Source organism: Holophagales bacterium, from assembly GCA_016699405.1.
In the GTDB taxonomy this organism is placed as follows: domain Bacteria; phylum Acidobacteriota; class Thermoanaerobaculia; order Multivoradales; family JAGPDF01; genus JAAYLR01.
This window is the reverse complement of record CP064972.1, coordinates 4354036-4368552: the sequence shown is the minus strand read 5'-3', so window position 1 is coordinate 4368552 and position 14517 is coordinate 4354036. Positions and strand designations below refer to the sequence as shown.

Here is a 14517-nt window from a genome sequence, read left to right as displayed (position 1 = left end):
CGGCACGAACCGTACGTCCCGGCCAACTCGACCATGCTCGAGTTTTCCGGCCGGGCGCTGGTCCTCGGACTCGTGATGAGCGTGGTCCTCGGCGCGGCCAACGCCTACCTCGGCCTGCGGGCCGGCATGACCATCGCCGCGACCTATCCGGCGGCGGTCATCGGCATGGCGATCCTGCGCCTCTGGAAGGGCACCATCCTCGAGGAGAACTTCGCCCGAACCGTCGGCTCGATCGGCGAGTCGGTGGCGGCCGGTGCGATCTTCACCATCCCGGCGTTCGTCATCCTGGGAATGTGGAAGTTCGACCCCGAGCACATGGTGCAGGAGTACCTGACCGCCACGGCGTTGATGATCCTCGGCGCGCTGCTCGGCATCATGTTCGTCACCATCTTGCGCCGCGTCATGGTCGAAGATGCGACCCTGCCGTTCCCCGAGTCGGTCGCGGCCTCCGAGATCCACAAGGCGGGACAGAAGGGCACCGGGGCGGCGATGCAGCTGTTCAGCGCCATGGGCGTCGGCGCGGCGATCAAGCTCGCCGGTGACCTCGGCATCTTCCGCGCCAAGAACACCTTCCAGATCGCGGTGGGCAAGGTCCACGAGAGCTTCGTCCGTCTCGGCCTGACCCAGGACGCCAAGAAGGTGGCGACCGGTGGCGTCTCGACTTTCGCGGCTCCGGAGATCACCCCGGCCTACCTCGGTGTCGGCTTCATCATCGGCCCGGAGCTCGGGGCGCTGAACTTCGCCGGCGGCCTGCTCGCCTGGGGTCTCTTCGTGCCGCTGCTCGTCTTCTTCATCGGCCCGTCGATGATCGACCAGTACACGACGCCGGACGGGGTGCAGAACTGGGCGCAGCTGACCGGCCACCTCTACCGCTTCATCGTCCGTCCGATCGCCGTCGGCGGCATGCTGGTGGGCGCCTGCTACACGCTCTACCGGATGCGCAAGAACCTGATCGGCGGCATCAAGCGCGGCATCGCCGACGTGCAGAAGTCGGCGCACGCCGCCGCCTCCACCGACCGCACCGAGCGCGACCTGTCGTTCAAGACGGTGCTCTTGGGCATCGCGGTCATCCTGATCCTCATGGTGGCGCTCTACTTCTACTTCACCAAGGCGCTGCCGGCGGCGATGTTCGCCGCCCTGGTAATTCTCGTCACCGGCTTCTTCTTCGCCGCGGTGTCGGGCAACCTCGTCGGCATGATCGGCTCGTCGAACAATCCGATCTCCGGGTTGACCCTCGCCACGACGATCATCGCCGCGCTCACCATGGTGATCGTCGGCGCCAAGGGGCCGCAGGGGATCGCCGCGGTGCTCGGTGTCGCCGCGGTCGGCTGCGTCTCGGCGGCGGTGGCCGGCGAGATGCTGCAGGACCTCAAGGTCGGACACATCCTCGGCGGCACGCCGTGGAAGATGCAGGTCGGCGACATCATCGGCGTCTGCGTCGCCGGTCTGGTGATGTTCTTCCCGCTCTACTTGATGCACACGGCAGACGTCGCCCGCTTCCCGGGCGTCGGCGGCTTCGGCGGTCCGAACTATCCGGCGCCGCAGGCCGGCCTGATGGCGGCGCTCTCGCAGGGCATCGTCGGCGGCGAGATGGCCTGGCCGCTGGTGCTCGTCGGCATCGCCATGGGCATCTCGCTCATCCTCATCAAGGTGAAGAGCCCGATGCTGTTCTCGGTCGGCATGTACCTGCCGCTCGAGACCACCTTCGCCATCTTCGTCGGCGGGCTGATCCGTGGCCTCGTCGACAAGCTCCGCGACAAGCGCGGCTTCAACGACGCGCAGAAGGCGCGAGTGGAGAACGCCGGCGTGCTGGTGGCCTCCGGATTGATCGCCGGCGAGGGCTTGACCGGCCTGCTGATCGCCGGCGTGGTGGTGGCGCGCGAGGACAAGACCTTCCCGAGCTTCGACGCCTTCGCTTCGGTGGCGCCGTACCTCGCGGTGGCGGTCCTCGTCGGCCTCGCCTGGTACATGGTCCGCACGCCGCTCTCGAAGGCGGGTGACGCCGACGAGCCGGCGCCGCCGACGGCGGTGATGTAGGGAATCGGCGCCGCGGGATTCCTCGCGGCCCGGCGCTGGACCCTGAGGGCGGGTCGATCGGCCCGCCCTTTTCGCTACCCTTCGGGCCACGCACCCGTCCGCCTCTGTGGGCGACGGGCGTGCGCGGTCGTGTCCCGTCGGCCCGGGAGCGCCGTTGCGCTCGGAGCTCCGGCCGATCGCGATCGGCCGGAGCTCGAGGCGGGCGACGCCCTCCTTCACCCGAGCGACGGGGAGCACGGGATTCCCGCCCGTGGTCTCCGGTCGAGGCGCGCCGGGCTCCTCAGCCAGGAGCCGCAGCGATCTCGGTGAGGCGAGCGTGGAGCGTCGCGTCGATCTCCTCCCAGATCGCCGCGCCGAGCTCGGGTCGGAAGAGGCCGAAGTGGCCGATCCGGCGAAGCCCGAAATCGCCGGGCGAGATCGTCCGCACCTCGACCCGGGCGCGCGAGTACATCGCCGCCAGCGCCTCGACGCCGCGCCGTGGCGCGTAGCCGTCGTCGGCGATGGCATAGGCCCGCAAGGTCCCCGTCCACCGGCGGAACCCTCGGCCACCTCGCGGTCCGGCGTAGCTCCAGACGTACTCGTCACGGCGGCCCCAGGCGGCCCACTCGCGTGCCACGCCCGCGGGCAGGTCCTCGCCCTGGCGGATGGCACGCATCGGCAGGTAGCCGAAGGCCCTTGCCAGGCCGGGAACCGCCAGATGCCAGACGAAGAACATGCCGAGCCGCGGCAGGCCGCGCCAGAGGCGCCAGCTCCCGCTCTGGGAAGCGAGGAACACGGCGCCGACGGCGGGCGTCTCCTCGATCAGTCCGAAGATCTGCCCGCCGACGCTGTGGGTGACGAGTTGCAGCGGCAGATCGCGGTGACGCGCGGCCAGCCAGTCGATCGCGCCCGCGAGGTCGAGCTCTCCCCAGTCGTGGAGCTCGGCCGCGAAGCCGCGGAGCGGGCCGCGGCGGGAGCCGCCGATGCCGCGGTAGTCGAAGGTCAGCGTGGTCAGGCCGCCGGCGGCCAGCCGTTCGGCGAAGCGGGCGTAGAGGCGTCGCCGGACGCCCATGGCCGAGGCGACGACCACGGTGCCGCGCGGCCGCTCCGCCGGGAAGAGCGTGCCGGCGAGCGCGTCGCCGTCGCGGGCGGGGAATCGAACGTCTTCGGGCATCGGGGCTCGGGCTCGCGCTCTCTGCCGATCCTAGTCGGCTCGCGGGGCCGCCGGCTCCGCTCCTTCCGGCCGGCCCGGCTCGGGAGACAGCCGGACGATCCGCCGCGGCGGCTCGGGGTGCGCGAGCCGACGGGCGATCGCCGCGAGAGAGGGGCTCTGCCGGCGGCGGCAGGCGCCGTTCGCCCCGATCGCTCAGGCGCGTACCATAGCGCGGTGGGATGTCCACCTGAGTTGTCCGACGAAAAAGGATGGCCATGTTCGAGCTACCGTCCGTACCGAGTTGGGATGCCCTCCACCCGTTCGTTTCCCACTTTCCGATCGCCCTTCTTCTGCTCTCTCCGGCGCTTCTCCTCGCGGCGCTGGTCGTGCCTGCCCGGCGACTCACCCTGCTCGCCCTGGCCGTCTGGCTGATGGCTGCCGGGACGCTGGCGGTCTATCTCTCGGCCGCCACCGGCGATGCGGCCCGCGATGTCGCGCCGAAAGCGCCGGAGATCGTCCAAGCCGTGGCGGACCACGAGGAGCTCGGCTCCGCGGTCCGGGCGGTCTTCACCGGGCTCACGGTCCTGCTCGTCGCCTTGCGCTTCGGTCCCGGCTGGCTCAAACGGCCGCTGGGGGCGGGTGCGCTGGCGAGCGCCACGGCGGCGCTGCTGCTGGTCGATCTCGTCGCGGTCCTGCTGGTCCTGAAGACGGGACACTCCGGCGCCCTGTTGGTGCACCGGCTCGGTGTCCACGCCAGGCTGACCTGAGGCGCGGACGGACGTCGGCGGCGCCTCGTCGCGCGAGCGACCCCGCGGCCCGATCGTCCCGTCGCCCCTCTCGCAACCTGCCGCCTCCCATCGGACACGGTCGCGCTGTCGACCGCTCGACGCCGGCTCCCGCCGGCACCCCGGTCCCCCGAGGTGACACGGGCTCGGCCGGTCGCCGTGCGTCCGGGCGGGCTGCGGACCGCTTGACTCCGAAAAACAGGAGGAGCATGCTCCGGAAGTGGGGAAACTTGCCCCATATTCGACACTTTAACGACAGGTAGGCCGCCCGAACCGCGGCACTGACTGGGAGGGTGCATGCTGCATCTGGATACGGGAAACACAGCGTTCATGCTGCTCTGCTCGAGCCTCGTCATGCTGATGACGCCAGGCCTGGCGTTCTTCTACGGTGGGCTGGTGGGGAGGAAGAACGTCCTGGCGATCATGATCCAGAGCTTCGTCTCGATGGGCTGGACTACGGTGCTCTGGTGGGCCTTCGGCTTCTCGATGTGCTTCTCGGGGGATCTGAAGAGCGGGACCGACTTCGCGGGGATCATCGGCAACTTCGACTGGGCGCTGATGCGCGGCGTCACCCTCGACATGCCGTCGCCGCTCAACGACACCATCCCGATGATCGTTTTTTGCGCCTACCAGATGATGTTCGCCATCATCACCCCGGCGCTGATCACCGGCGCGTTCACCAACCGGGTCACCTTCAAGGCCTACATGCTCTTCCTGAGCGGCTGGCTCGTCTTCGTCTACTTCCCGTTCGTTCACATGGTGTGGGGTGGCGGAATCCTCGCCCAGTGGGGCGTTCTCGACTTCGCCGGTGGCATCGTCGTCCACAACATCGCCGGGATCGCGGCGCTCGCCTCGGTGCTCTACGTCGGCAAGCGCAAGGTCCTCGACAAGGGCCCGCACAGCATTCCGCTCGTCGCCCTGGGCACCGGTCTGCTCTGGTTCGGCTGGTACGGCTTCAACGCGGGCAGCGAGTTCCGCGTCGACTCGGTCACCGCGGTGGCCTTCCTCAACACCGACATCGCGGCCTCGTTCGCCGCCGTGGCCTGGCTGCTGATGGACTGGATGACGTCGCGCAAGCCGAAGTTCCTCGGTCTGCTGACCGGCGCCGTGGCGGGTCTCGCCACGATCACCCCGGCGGCCGGTTACGTCTCGCCGACGACCGCCTGCCTCATCGGACTGATCGCCGGCGTCGTCTGCTTCTATGCCGTGGCGCTGAAGAACCGTCTGGGCTGGGACGACGCCCTCGACGTCTGGGGCGTGCACGGCGTGGGCGGGTTCATCGGCATCGTCCTGTGCGGAATCTTCGCCACGAAGGCGTTCAACCCCGCCGGGGTCGACGGCCTGCTGCGCGGCAACAGCCACTTCTTCCTCGTCGAGTGCGGCGCGGTGCTGATCTCGTCGGTCTGGGCCTTCGCGTTCACCCTCGGCATGCTCTGGGTGATCAACAAGATCACGCCGGTGCGGGTCGAAGAGGCGCAGGAGGAGGTGGGTCTGGACGAGGGGATCCACGGCGAGAAGGCCTATCTCGAAGAGGCGATCTGAACCATGCGCGCCTGGACTCTCGGCCTCGCCCTGGCGGCGAGCCTGGGTTGGCTCGGTCCGCGTGCGGTCGCGGCGCAGGAGCCGGTTGCCGGAAAACCCTGGTACGAATCGGTGACCGTGAACGGATTCGTCGAGGCCAGCTACACCTGGAACCTCGACCACCCCGACTCGGATCTCGACGTGCTTCGCGTCTTCGACTACGACGACTCGGAGATCAAGCTGGACGTGGCGGAGCTCGTCGTGCAACGCCCCGCCGTGAAGCGCGGGGACCTCGGCTTCCGGATCGACGCCACGGCGGGTCAGTCGGTGCCCGCCGTCACGGCCGCCTCCGGCCTCTTCCGCGATCCCGACAGTGGCGAGGCGCAGGACTACGATCTCCACCAGGTCTTCGTAAGCTGGATCGCGCCGCTCGGGGAGGGACTGCGGATCGACGCCGGCAAATTCATCACGCCGTTCGGCATGGAGGTCATCGAGGGCCACGACGGCTACAACGACAATCAGACGCGTTCGCTGCTCTTCGGCTACTCGATCCCGTTCACCCACACGGGACTGCGGTTCACCTATCCACTCGGCGCGAAGGTCACCGCCACGGCGATGGTGGTGCAGGGATGGGACAACTGGCAGGACAACAACGGGTCGAAGTCGGTGATCGTCCAGGTCGCCGCCACGCCGACGCCACGATGGACCCTCTACCTCAACGCCATGGGCGGGCCCGAGCAGCGCGACAACAGCCGCGAGCAGCGCTATCTCTACAACGCGGTCGGCATCTTCAAGCCGAGCGACCGGCTCACCTTCGGGCTGGATCTCGTCCTCGGCGACGAGGAGCACCTCGGAGCGGGCGGCGGGCGGGCGCGCTGGAGCGGCGTGGCGGGCTACGCGAAGTGGGCCTTCGACAGCAGCTGGTCGCTGGCGCTGCGCGGCGAGGTCTTCGACGACCCGGACGGTGCGCGCACGGGAACCTCGCAGAAGCTCCACGAGGTGACCCTGACGCCGGAGTGGAAGGTGACCCCGCATCTCGTGCTGCGGGCCGACCTGCGACGCGATCGGTCGGACGAGGAGGTCTTCCAGCACCGCGCCGAGCCGGCGTCGGCGCAGACCACGGTGACGTTCGCGGCGCTCCTGCTGTACTGATCGAAGTCCGGCCGAGACGCGAGCCCGGGGCGGTCGCTCCGGGCTCGTTCTATTCGCCGCCGCCTCCGCGCAGCTTCTCCCGCAGCGTCTTGCGGTCGATGCCGAGGATCTCGGCGGCGCGGCTCTTGTTGCCGGCCACCTGATCGAGTACGCGCCGGATGTGCTCCGACTCCACCTCGCCGAGGGTGCGAGCGGCGGAGGCCTGCGGCAAGTGGAAGCGCGCCGGCAGGTCGACGGGAGTGAGCGTTCGATCGGTCAGGCGCGCCATCAGATGCGCGGCGACCTCTTCGAGCTCGGCCACGTTGCCCGGCCAGGGGTAGTCCGCGAGCTGCTCGAGCAGCGGCGGCGAGAGGAGCGGCCAGACCGGCAGGGGCCGCGGTGCGAAGGTCCGGCGGAAGAGCGAATGCAGGAGGCGCGGGATGTCCTCGACGTGCTCGCGCAGCGGCGGGACGAAGAGTGTCTGTGGCGCCAGCGCCGCGAAGAGCGGGCGCGGGAAGCGCCCCGCCTCGACGCGGGCGAGGAGGGCGGGCGAGCAGCCGACGAGGATCCGCGCCGGCGGGCTGGTGGCGATCAGCTCGGCCAGGCGCGCCAACGCGGCCTCGGGAGCGAAGTCGAGCCCGGGCAGATAGAGCGTTCCGCCCGCGGCGCGCTTCAGCGTCGCCCCTCGGGCGCTCTCGGCGAGCGACGCGCAAGGTTCGACGACGAACGTCCCCCCGGCGGCAAGCCCGCGCGCCGCCGCCGTTCGGCCGGAGCCGGTCTCGCCGACCAGGAGCACCGGAGCCGGTGCGGACGCGGCGGCGCGCTCGAGCGCGGCGCAGAGCGCGGTCATCGGCGGCGAGCTGCCCACCAGACCGAAACGCCGACGGGCATCGCGCAGCGGCGGATGGCCGGCCTCGCGGACGGCGCGGACCTTGTCGAAGATGCGTTCGACGGCGACGAGCAGCTCGCCCTGGGTGAACGGCTTGGCCAGGTATTCGGCGACGCCGCTCTGCATCGCGTCGACGGCCCCCGGCACGGTGGCATAGCCGGTGATCATCATCGTCGGCAGGTCCGGATGCTGCTCGCGCGCGACGGCGACGAGCTGCATGCCGCCCATGCCCGGCATCTTGAGATCGGTGACGAGAAGGTCGAACGACTCGGAAGCGAGGAGCTCGAGAGCCATCGGCCCGCTGGTGGCGCAGACCACGCCGAAGCCGGCCGCAGAAAGATGGCGTTCGAGCACCTCGAGCGTCACCTCCGAATCGTCGACGACCAGGATCCGTTCGGCTGCCATTCAGCTGCCCGTCCCGGCGGTGGTTTCGGACGGCAGGAAGACCTCGAAGCGGGTGCCCTGCCCCGGGGTGCTCTCGACGTGCAGGCTCCCGCCGTGTCCGGTGACGATGCCGTGGACGACCGAGAGGCCCAAGCCCGTGCCCTGTCCCACCCCCTTGGTGGTGAAGAACGGCGTGAAGAGCTGGTGCAGTACCACTTCGTTCATGCCGCGGCCGGTGTCGGAGACCGCCAGCGTCAGTCCCCCGTCTCGCCTGCCCGTGCGGATCTCGAGGGCGCCGCCGTCCGGCATCGCCTGGAGCGCGTTGACGCAGAGGTTGAGGACGACCTGCTGGAGTTGGCTGGCGTCGGCGAGCAGCCGGGGAAGCTCCGGCGCCGCCTTGAAGACCGTCTTCACGTCGCCCTGGCGCAGCCGCGTCTCCAGCATCAGCAGGGCATCTCGCACCACCTGGTTGAGGTCCACGGAGCTCTTCTCGACCGGCGCCTGCCGCGCGAAGAGCAACAGCTTGCGGACGACTTCGCGGGCGTGGAGGGAGGCCTTGACGATCCCGGCGAGGTCGCGCGCCGTGCGGTCGGGCAGGCCGAAGCTCTGCTGGATGAGCTCGGCATAGCCGAGGATCGCCACCAGTGGCTCGTTGAGCTCGTGGGCGACGCCGGCGGCCAACTGCCCGACGAGCGCCAGGCGATCGGCGCGGCGCAGCTTCTCGGCCATCTGGGCGCCGGCGCGCTCGGCTTCGTGGGCTTCCACGACGAGTCCGACCTGGCGCGCCACCTCGCGGATGAGGCTGCGTTCCTCGGCGAGAAAGGGTCCTTCGTCCGCGACCGGCGGATCTCCGCGGTAGAAGACCTCGACCCAGCCCCGCGGCCGTCCGGCGGACGTCACGTCGGCGGCCTGCCGGTGAGCGCCCTCGAGGAACGCAGGTGAGGCGAAGGTCTCGCCGTCGAGGGTCAGACGCGCCGAGCACAGCTCGGAGAACTGCCACGCTGCCGGCAGCAGGTTGGTGATCGCCTGCAGCTTCTGACCGAGCTCGAGGGTGCGCCGCTCGGCGACCTGGGCGATGCCGTAGAGGCAGGTCAGCTCCTTGACCCGTTCCTTCAAGGCCCGTTCGACCGCCCGGTCTCCGCCCGCCTCGATCGCCTCCATCGGCTCGGCCACGGAAGGATGCTAGCCCGGAATGCCGGGGTGCGAAGCGACCGCCCAGGTCGCCGATCCCGCGTCCGCAGAAAGATGTCCGGCTTTCGCCTCCAGCGGCAGCTCTAGAGAAAGAGGGGCCGAAGACGGGCCGGCCCGTGTCGGTGGCGTCTTCGGGTATCTGGAGCGGTCCGGGCGAGGGGGCCCGGAGCCAGGAAAGAGGAGGTACAAGGATGCGCGCCAAGCAGCGGGACCCGCGTCGACCGCCGTCGTTGCCGCGTTCCGTCGGCCCGGAGGAGCGCCTCGTCGCGCGACGGCGCCGGACGGCCGCGCCGGCCGAGAACGCGCCGTCGACCCGTCGAGAGGCTCTGGAGCGAGCGAACGTCGATGGCGAGAGCCGAGGGCGTCAGGTCGAGGCGCGAACGGACCTCGGCCCAGAAGTCCGAGTCGTTCACCTGAGCTGCCGAGCTCTCCGCGGTCCAGGGGAATCGACGCGGGCATCCGAAATCCTCGCGTCGCTGTGTCGACAACTCGACCGCGCTCCGAACGAAGGGCGCCTGGCGACCGACCCGCCCGTCCGCCTCGGGGTCGAGCCGACTTTCGGCTGCGGCGAGCCGGAGCGCGATGCTGCGGCCGGGTGGCGCGCGGCGCTCGCCCGCCTCACCGTCGACGGTCCGATCCGCCTCTTTCTCGACGACCTCGACCAGCTCGCCTGCTGCGAGCAGGCGTCGGTCGTCGACACGATTCACCGTCTGAGCCGGGGACTGCCGCTCTACCTGCGGGTCTCCGTCTTCGGCGTGGGGACCTGACGCGGCGCAGAAGAGCGGTCGGCTCGTCGCCGCGCCGCGCGGTCGCGGGGATCAGGAGCAGAGCCTCCTACCCCGATGGCCGGGGCTCTCCGACGAGCCGGGGACTACACTGCCGGCGAGGTCGCCATGAGGCCGCGCTGGATCCACCTTGTCCTGCTGATCGCGCTCGGCTCCGCGCTCGCGGTGGTGTGGGGGCGCGGGCGCGTGCTCCGGGAAGACCGTTCTCTGGTCCTCCAGGCGCTGCGCGAGGCCCATGGGCCACGGCTTCCGGCGGCTTCCCGTGCCGGGGCGCTCTCCTCGACCGAGCCGACGCTCTACGACAAGGACAGCCTCTACGAGCTGATCGACGGTGCCGCCGAGGCGTATCTCGCCCACGGCTTCGAGAAGGCCGCTGCGGCGACCTACGCCTTCGACGCCCCGGGTGGAGCGGTGGAAGTCGCTGCCGAGGCGCACCGCTTCGGCGATGCCGCGGGAGCCCAGGCGCAGCTCGCCTTCGAGCGCCCGCGCCAGGCGCGACCGCTCGCCGCCTTCCCCGGTGCGATCTCCGACGGTTCGGTGCTGCTGGTCGTCGCCGGCCGCGACCTGCTCAAGCTCACCCGCCTCGACACGCGGCCGGAGGGCGGCGAGGCGCTTGCCGCGCTCTGTGCCGCCTGGCTTCAGGAGAAGACGCCATGACGAAGACCCCCCGTTCCCGGACCGCGGACGAGCCGTACGACGAGCGCCCGACGCGGCGCGAGGCGCTCGTCCGCATCTCGCAGGCGACGCTCGCCGCGGCGGCGGTCGGCGGCGCCACCTGGGGGCTCGTCGATCGAACGTCGGGCGATGCCGTGGCGCCGGTGATTCGCGACTGGCGCCGACCGCTCGCGAGCGGCGGCGCGCGTGCGGTCGCGGCGCGGGGCGGTGACGCCGCGGCGAATGTCCGCCGGGCGATCGCCGCGCTCGGCGGCATGGAGCGCTTCGTCAGCCGTGGCGAGCGGGTGCTGGTCAAGCCGAACGTCGGTTGGGACCGCCTTCCCGAGCAGGCCGCCAACACCGATCCGCAGGTGGTCGCCGAGCTGGTGCGTCTCTGTCTCGCCGCTGGCGCCGCCAAGGTCGTGGTGGCCGACATCTCGTGCAACGACCCGGTGCGCTGCTTCGCGCGCTCCGGGGTGCGCGGCGCCGCCGAAGCCGCCGGGGCCGAAGTCCTGGACGGGAAGCGGCTCGAGCTGATGGCCGCCGACCTCGGCGGAGCCGCGGCGGGGCTCGAGGTGATCGCGCCGCTGCTCGTCGCCGATCGTGTGATCAACGTGCCGGTGGCCAAACACCATGGACTTTCCCGCGTCACGCTGGGGATGAAGAACTGGTTCGGCGTGCTGGGACGCGGTCGCAATCGCCTGCATCAGGAGATCGACCGTTCGATCGCCGAGCTCGGAGCGACCTTCCGGCCGACGCTGACGGTCATCGACGCGACGCGTGTGCTGCTCGCCAGCGGACCCCAGGGCGGCAGTCTCGACGACGTCAAGGCGGTGGGCGCGGTGCTCGTCGGGGTCGACCCGGTGCTCTGCGACGCCTGGGGAGCGCGGCAGCTCGGCGTCGATCCCCGCGCGCTCGGCTTCATCGTCGAGGCCGAACGGCGTGGGCTCGGGCGGGGCGATCTCGCGCTGGTCAAGGAGCTGGGGGCGGCGTGATCCCGCCTCCCGGGGGCGGACCGAAGCGGGCCGTGCCCGCTCGCTGGATCCGCTGGAGGCCGCGCCGGTGGCCGAGCGCGACCCTCGTCGTGCGGGTCGTCTACCAGGGCTCGTTCCTCGCGCTCTTCTTCTTCTTGCTGGCGAGCCTGGCCGACGGCGACACGCGCGACTTTCCGCACACGCTCTTCCACCATCTCGACCCGCTGTCGACGCTCGGCGTGGCGCTGGCGTCCTGGTCGCTGCCCGCGGCGTTGGCGTGGGGGAGCGCGCTGCTCGTCCTCACCCTGGGGGTCGGCCGCGTCTTCTGCGGCTGGATCTGCCCGTTGGGGACGATGCAGCAGTTGGCGAGCTTTCTCTTCTCGCCGCGCTCGCGCCGTGAGAGCCTCGAGGTGAACCGCTACCGGCGCTGGTTCGCGCTGAAGACCTACCTGCTGGCCGGCGTGCTCGCCTGGGCGCTCCTCGGCTCGCTGCAGACGGGACTCCTCGACCCGTTGTCGCTTTCCGCCCGCGGCCTCGCCTCCGGGCTCTGGCCGGTCCTCCCCGGCGGTCGCGCCGTGCCGGGCGGATGGTTGGCCGCCGCCCTGCTGGTCGCCATTCTCGTGGCGAGTCGCTTCGTGCCGCGACTCTTCTGCCGTGCGCTCTGTCCGCTCGGCGCGCTCCTCGGGCTCTTCGCGCGCTGGTCGCTCTTTCGCATCCAGCGCGGTGCGTCGAGCTGCACCCAGTGCACGCTCTGCCGGTTCGCCTGCCAGGGCGCCGACGAGCCGCTCGGCGCGCATCGGGCGAGCGAGTGCCACGTCTGCCTCAATTGCGTCGACCACTGTCCCGAGGGCTCGATCCGCTTCCGCTTCCTCGGGCGTGCGCCGGTGGCTCCGGAGATCCCGGACCTCTCCCGTCGACTCCTTGCCGGCAGTCTGCTCGGCGGTCTCGTCGCCGGACCGCTCCTGCGTGCCTCCGGCGGCGGGCGCGGCGAAGCGCGTGCCGAGCGGATCCGTCCTCCGGGGTCGCTGCCGGAGATGCAGTTCCTCGACCGCTGCGTGAAGTGCTCGCTCTGTCAGCAGGCCTGTCCGACGGGAGCGATCCAGCCGGCGATCACGCAGGCCGGGTTCGAGGGGTTCTGGAGCCCGGTGGTGGTGCCGCGGCGGGGGGGCTGTGAGCTCGCCTGCACGCGCTGCGGCGAAGTCTGCCCGACCGGAGCGATCGAACGCCTGACCGCGGCGCGAAAGACCGGATACGACGGCGGGGAGCCGGTGCGGATCGGCACGGCGTTCGTCGACCGCGGGCGATGCCTTCCCTGGGCGATGGCGACCCCCTGCATCGTCTGCGAGGAGATGTGCCCGACGGATCCCAAGGCGATCTGGTTCGAGCGGATCGACGCGACGCGGCGCGACGGCTCGACGGTGGCGCTCCAGCGACCCCTCGTCGATCCGCAACGCTGCGTCGGTTGCGGCCTCTGCGAGAACCGCTGCCCGGTCGGTGAGGCGGCGGCGATCCGCGTCTCGTCCGTCGGCGAGTCGCGCGATCCGCTGAATCGGATGCTGCTCGGGGCCTGAGCCGCGCTCCTCGCCCGCCGCCGATCCGTCGGCGCAATCGCCATCCCGCTCTGCCCCTTCCTTGCGCCGCGACGCGGCGGGATTCGTCGGAGTGCGGCGTCCCTCTGCCTTTCAGGGTGAGCGGCGTGTCCCGCCCGAACGGGCAGCTTGTTTCCCGATCCGAGAAGTCCTAGTGTCGCCGCACTTTCCCTTCAGGAGGTGCGGCGTGGGGAATCTCTTCCGAGAAGGCGGGCACCTGGTTCGATTCGCCCTGCTCTTCGTCGCCGGCATCGTGGTCTTCCTCGTCGTGCGTGCGTTCTTCGTACCGGCCGGGTTCGGCGTCTACGGGCACTACCGGGCCGGGGCGATCGAGGACAACCGCAAGCGCGAGCCCGCCTTCGCCGGGCGGACGGCCTGCGTCGACTGCCACGACGAGATCGCCAAGGTCAAGGCGGCGGGCAAGCACGCCAAGCTCGGCTGCGAGAGCTGCCACGGGGCGCTGGGCAAGCACGTGGCCGATCCGGACACGGTCAAGCCGGAGAAGCCGAACGTCGACACCGTCTGCCTCGCCTGTCACCTCGAGCTGCAGGCGCGACCGAAGAAGTTCCCGCAGGTCGAGCCGAAGTCGCACGCCGAAGGGAACGGCTGCGGCGACTGCCACAACCCGCACTCTCCGGCGCTGTCGTGAGGAGCCAGCCATGAGCATGAATCGCCGCCGCTTCCTCGCCGACTCGGGCAAGCTCCTGCTGCTCACCGGCGCCGCCGCCGAGGCCTGGGAGGCTTTCGCCGCAGGCACTCCCGAGACGGCGTCGAACTACAAGACCGCCAACCACTGGTGGGCGATGTTCGTCGACATCGAGTCCTGCATCGGCTGCGGCAAGTGCGTGCGCGCCTGCAAGACCGAGAACGACGTGCTCAACGAGCCGTTCTACTTCCGCACCTGGGTGGAGCGCTACTACATCCCGGAGAAGGACCCGATCCATCCCGAGGCGGAAGACCATCCGCACGTCGATTCGCCGAACGGCGGCTACGACGGCTTCCCCGAGATCCACAAGAAGGACGATCCGGCCAAGAGCTTCTTCGTGCCGAAGCTCTGCAACCACTGCGCGCATTCTCCCTGCGTGCAGGTCTGTCCCGTCGGCGCGACCTTCGAGAGCCCGGACGGGGTGGTCCTCGTCGACAAGACCTACTGCCTCGGCTGCCGTTACTGCGTGCAGGCCTGCCCGTACGGCTGCCGCTACATCGATCCGCGCACGCAGACGGTCGACAAGTGCAGCCTCTGCTACCACCGCATCACCCAGGGCCTGACCACCGCCTGTTGCGAGGTCTGTCCGACGGCGGCCCGCCAGCTCGGCGACCTGAAGAACCCGGGCGATCCCATCCACGAGCTCCTGCGCACCCACAAGGTGCAGGTGCTCAAGCCGAACATTGCCACCGGCGCCAAGGTCTACTACAACGGCCTCGACGCGGCGGTGCGCTGAGGA

Annotated in this window: 13 protein-coding genes; 10 read left to right on the top strand and 3 right to left on the bottom strand. The window is 70.5% G+C overall.

What is annotated here, in order from left to right; translation table 11 throughout:
* Positions 1–33: 33 nt before the first annotated feature.
* On the top strand, positions 34–2037 hold the full coding sequence (locus tag IPJ17_18090; protein ID QQR76216.1) for an oligopeptide transporter, OPT family: 2004 nt from the start codon (positions 34–36) through the stop codon (positions 2035–2037).
* Positions 2038–2317: 280 nt separating this feature from the next.
* On the opposite strand, the gene IPJ17_18085 is transcribed toward IPJ17_18090, so the two are convergent.
* A complete protein-coding gene (locus tag IPJ17_18085) occupies positions 2318–3190 on the bottom strand; it encodes an alpha/beta fold hydrolase (GenBank protein ID QQR73372.1) in 873 nt (290 codons plus the stop codon).
* Positions 3191–3444: 254 nt separating this feature from the next.
* Between IPJ17_18085 and IPJ17_18080 the strand changes: the two genes are divergently transcribed.
* The 3 genes from IPJ17_18080 to IPJ17_18070 all read left to right on the top strand — a co-directional run bounded on the left by IPJ17_18080 (position 3445) and on the right by IPJ17_18070 (position 6627).
* A complete protein-coding gene (locus tag IPJ17_18080; GenBank protein QQR73371.1) occupies positions 3445–3936 on the top strand; it encodes a hypothetical protein in 492 nt (163 codons plus the stop codon).
* Positions 3937–4251: 315 nt separating this feature from the next.
* Positions 4252–5496 carry an ammonium transporter gene (locus IPJ17_18075; GenBank protein ID QQR73370.1) on the top strand — a complete coding sequence of 415 codons (1245 nt, stop codon included), beginning with the start codon at positions 4252–4254 and terminating at the stop codon, positions 5494–5496.
* Positions 5497–5499: 3 nt separating this feature from the next.
* Positions 5500–6627, top strand: coding sequence for a porin (locus IPJ17_18070; GenBank protein ID QQR73369.1), 1128 nt, complete (start codon positions 5500–5502; stop codon positions 6625–6627).
* Positions 6628–6676: 49 nt separating this feature from the next.
* On the opposite strand, the gene IPJ17_18065 is transcribed toward IPJ17_18070, so the two are convergent.
* Both IPJ17_18065 and IPJ17_18060 read right to left on the bottom strand, forming a co-directional pair.
* Positions 6677–7900, bottom strand: coding sequence for a sigma-54-dependent Fis family transcriptional regulator (locus IPJ17_18065; protein QQR73368.1), 1224 nt, complete (start codon positions 7898–7900; stop codon positions 6677–6679).
* The gene (locus IPJ17_18060; protein QQR73367.1) at positions 7901–9052 is read right to left on the bottom strand and encodes a PAS domain-containing sensor histidine kinase; all 1152 of its coding nucleotides are present in this window, start codon (positions 9050–9052) and stop codon (positions 7901–7903) included.
* Between the two features lie 209 nt (positions 9053–9261).
* Between IPJ17_18060 and IPJ17_18055 the strand changes: the two genes are divergently transcribed.
* The 6 genes from IPJ17_18055 to IPJ17_18030 all read left to right on the top strand — a co-directional run bounded on the left by IPJ17_18055 (position 9262) and on the right by IPJ17_18030 (position 14514).
* Entirely contained in the window at positions 9262–9837 is a 576-nt protein-coding gene (locus IPJ17_18055) for a hypothetical protein (GenBank protein ID QQR73366.1), read from the top strand.
* 126 nt (positions 9838–9963) lie between these two features.
* Positions 9964–10512 (top strand): hypothetical protein, encoded by a 549-nt coding sequence (locus IPJ17_18050; protein QQR73365.1) that lies wholly within the window; start codon positions 9964–9966, stop codon positions 10510–10512.
* Positions 10509–11504 carry a DUF362 domain-containing protein gene (locus tag IPJ17_18045; protein ID QQR73364.1) on the top strand — a complete coding sequence of 332 codons (996 nt, stop codon included), beginning with the start codon at positions 10509–10511 and terminating at the stop codon, positions 11502–11504. Before IPJ17_18050 ends, IPJ17_18045 begins: the two co-directional genes overlap by 4 nt.
* A 47-nt stretch (positions 11505–11551) precedes the next feature.
* Positions 11552–13054: a 4Fe-4S dicluster domain-containing protein gene (locus tag IPJ17_18040; protein ID QQR76215.1), complete on the top strand. Its 1503-nt coding sequence runs from the start codon at positions 11552–11554 to the stop codon at positions 13052–13054.
* 205 nt (positions 13055–13259) lie between these two features.
* The gene (locus tag IPJ17_18035; protein ID QQR73363.1) at positions 13260–13721 is read left to right on the top strand and encodes a cytochrome c3 family protein; all 462 of its coding nucleotides are present in this window, start codon (positions 13260–13262) and stop codon (positions 13719–13721) included.
* A 10-nt stretch (positions 13722–13731) separates the two neighbouring features.
* Positions 13732–14514 carry a 4Fe-4S dicluster domain-containing protein gene (locus IPJ17_18030; GenBank protein QQR73362.1) on the top strand — a complete coding sequence of 261 codons (783 nt, stop codon included), beginning with the start codon at positions 13732–13734 and terminating at the stop codon, positions 14512–14514.
* Positions 14515–14517: the final 3 nt, after the last annotated feature.

Coding starts and splice junctions, on each gene's coding strand:
- IPJ17_18090 (QQR76216.1), top strand. CDS start 34: ATGCTCGAGTTTTCCGGCCGGGCGCTGGTCCTCGGACTCGTGATGAGC.
- IPJ17_18085 (QQR73372.1), bottom strand. CDS start 3,190: ATGCCCGAAGACGTTCGATTCCCCGCCCGCGACGGCGACGCGCTCGCC.
- IPJ17_18080 (QQR73371.1), top strand. CDS start 3,445: ATGTTCGAGCTACCGTCCGTACCGAGTTGGGATGCCCTCCACCCGTTC.
- IPJ17_18075 (QQR73370.1), top strand. CDS start 4,252: ATGCTGCATCTGGATACGGGAAACACAGCGTTCATGCTGCTCTGCTCG.
- IPJ17_18070 (QQR73369.1), top strand. CDS start 5,500: ATGCGCGCCTGGACTCTCGGCCTCGCCCTGGCGGCGAGCCTGGGTTGG.
- IPJ17_18065 (QQR73368.1), bottom strand. CDS start 7,900: ATGGCAGCCGAACGGATCCTGGTCGTCGACGATTCGGAGGTGACGCTC.
- IPJ17_18055 (QQR73366.1), top strand. CDS start 9,262: ATGCGCGCCAAGCAGCGGGACCCGCGTCGACCGCCGTCGTTGCCGCGT.
- IPJ17_18050 (QQR73365.1), top strand. CDS start 9,964: ATGAGGCCGCGCTGGATCCACCTTGTCCTGCTGATCGCGCTCGGCTCC.
- IPJ17_18045 (QQR73364.1), top strand. CDS start 10,509: ATGACGAAGACCCCCCGTTCCCGGACCGCGGACGAGCCGTACGACGAG.
- IPJ17_18030 (QQR73362.1), top strand. CDS start 13,732: ATGAGCATGAATCGCCGCCGCTTCCTCGCCGACTCGGGCAAGCTCCTG.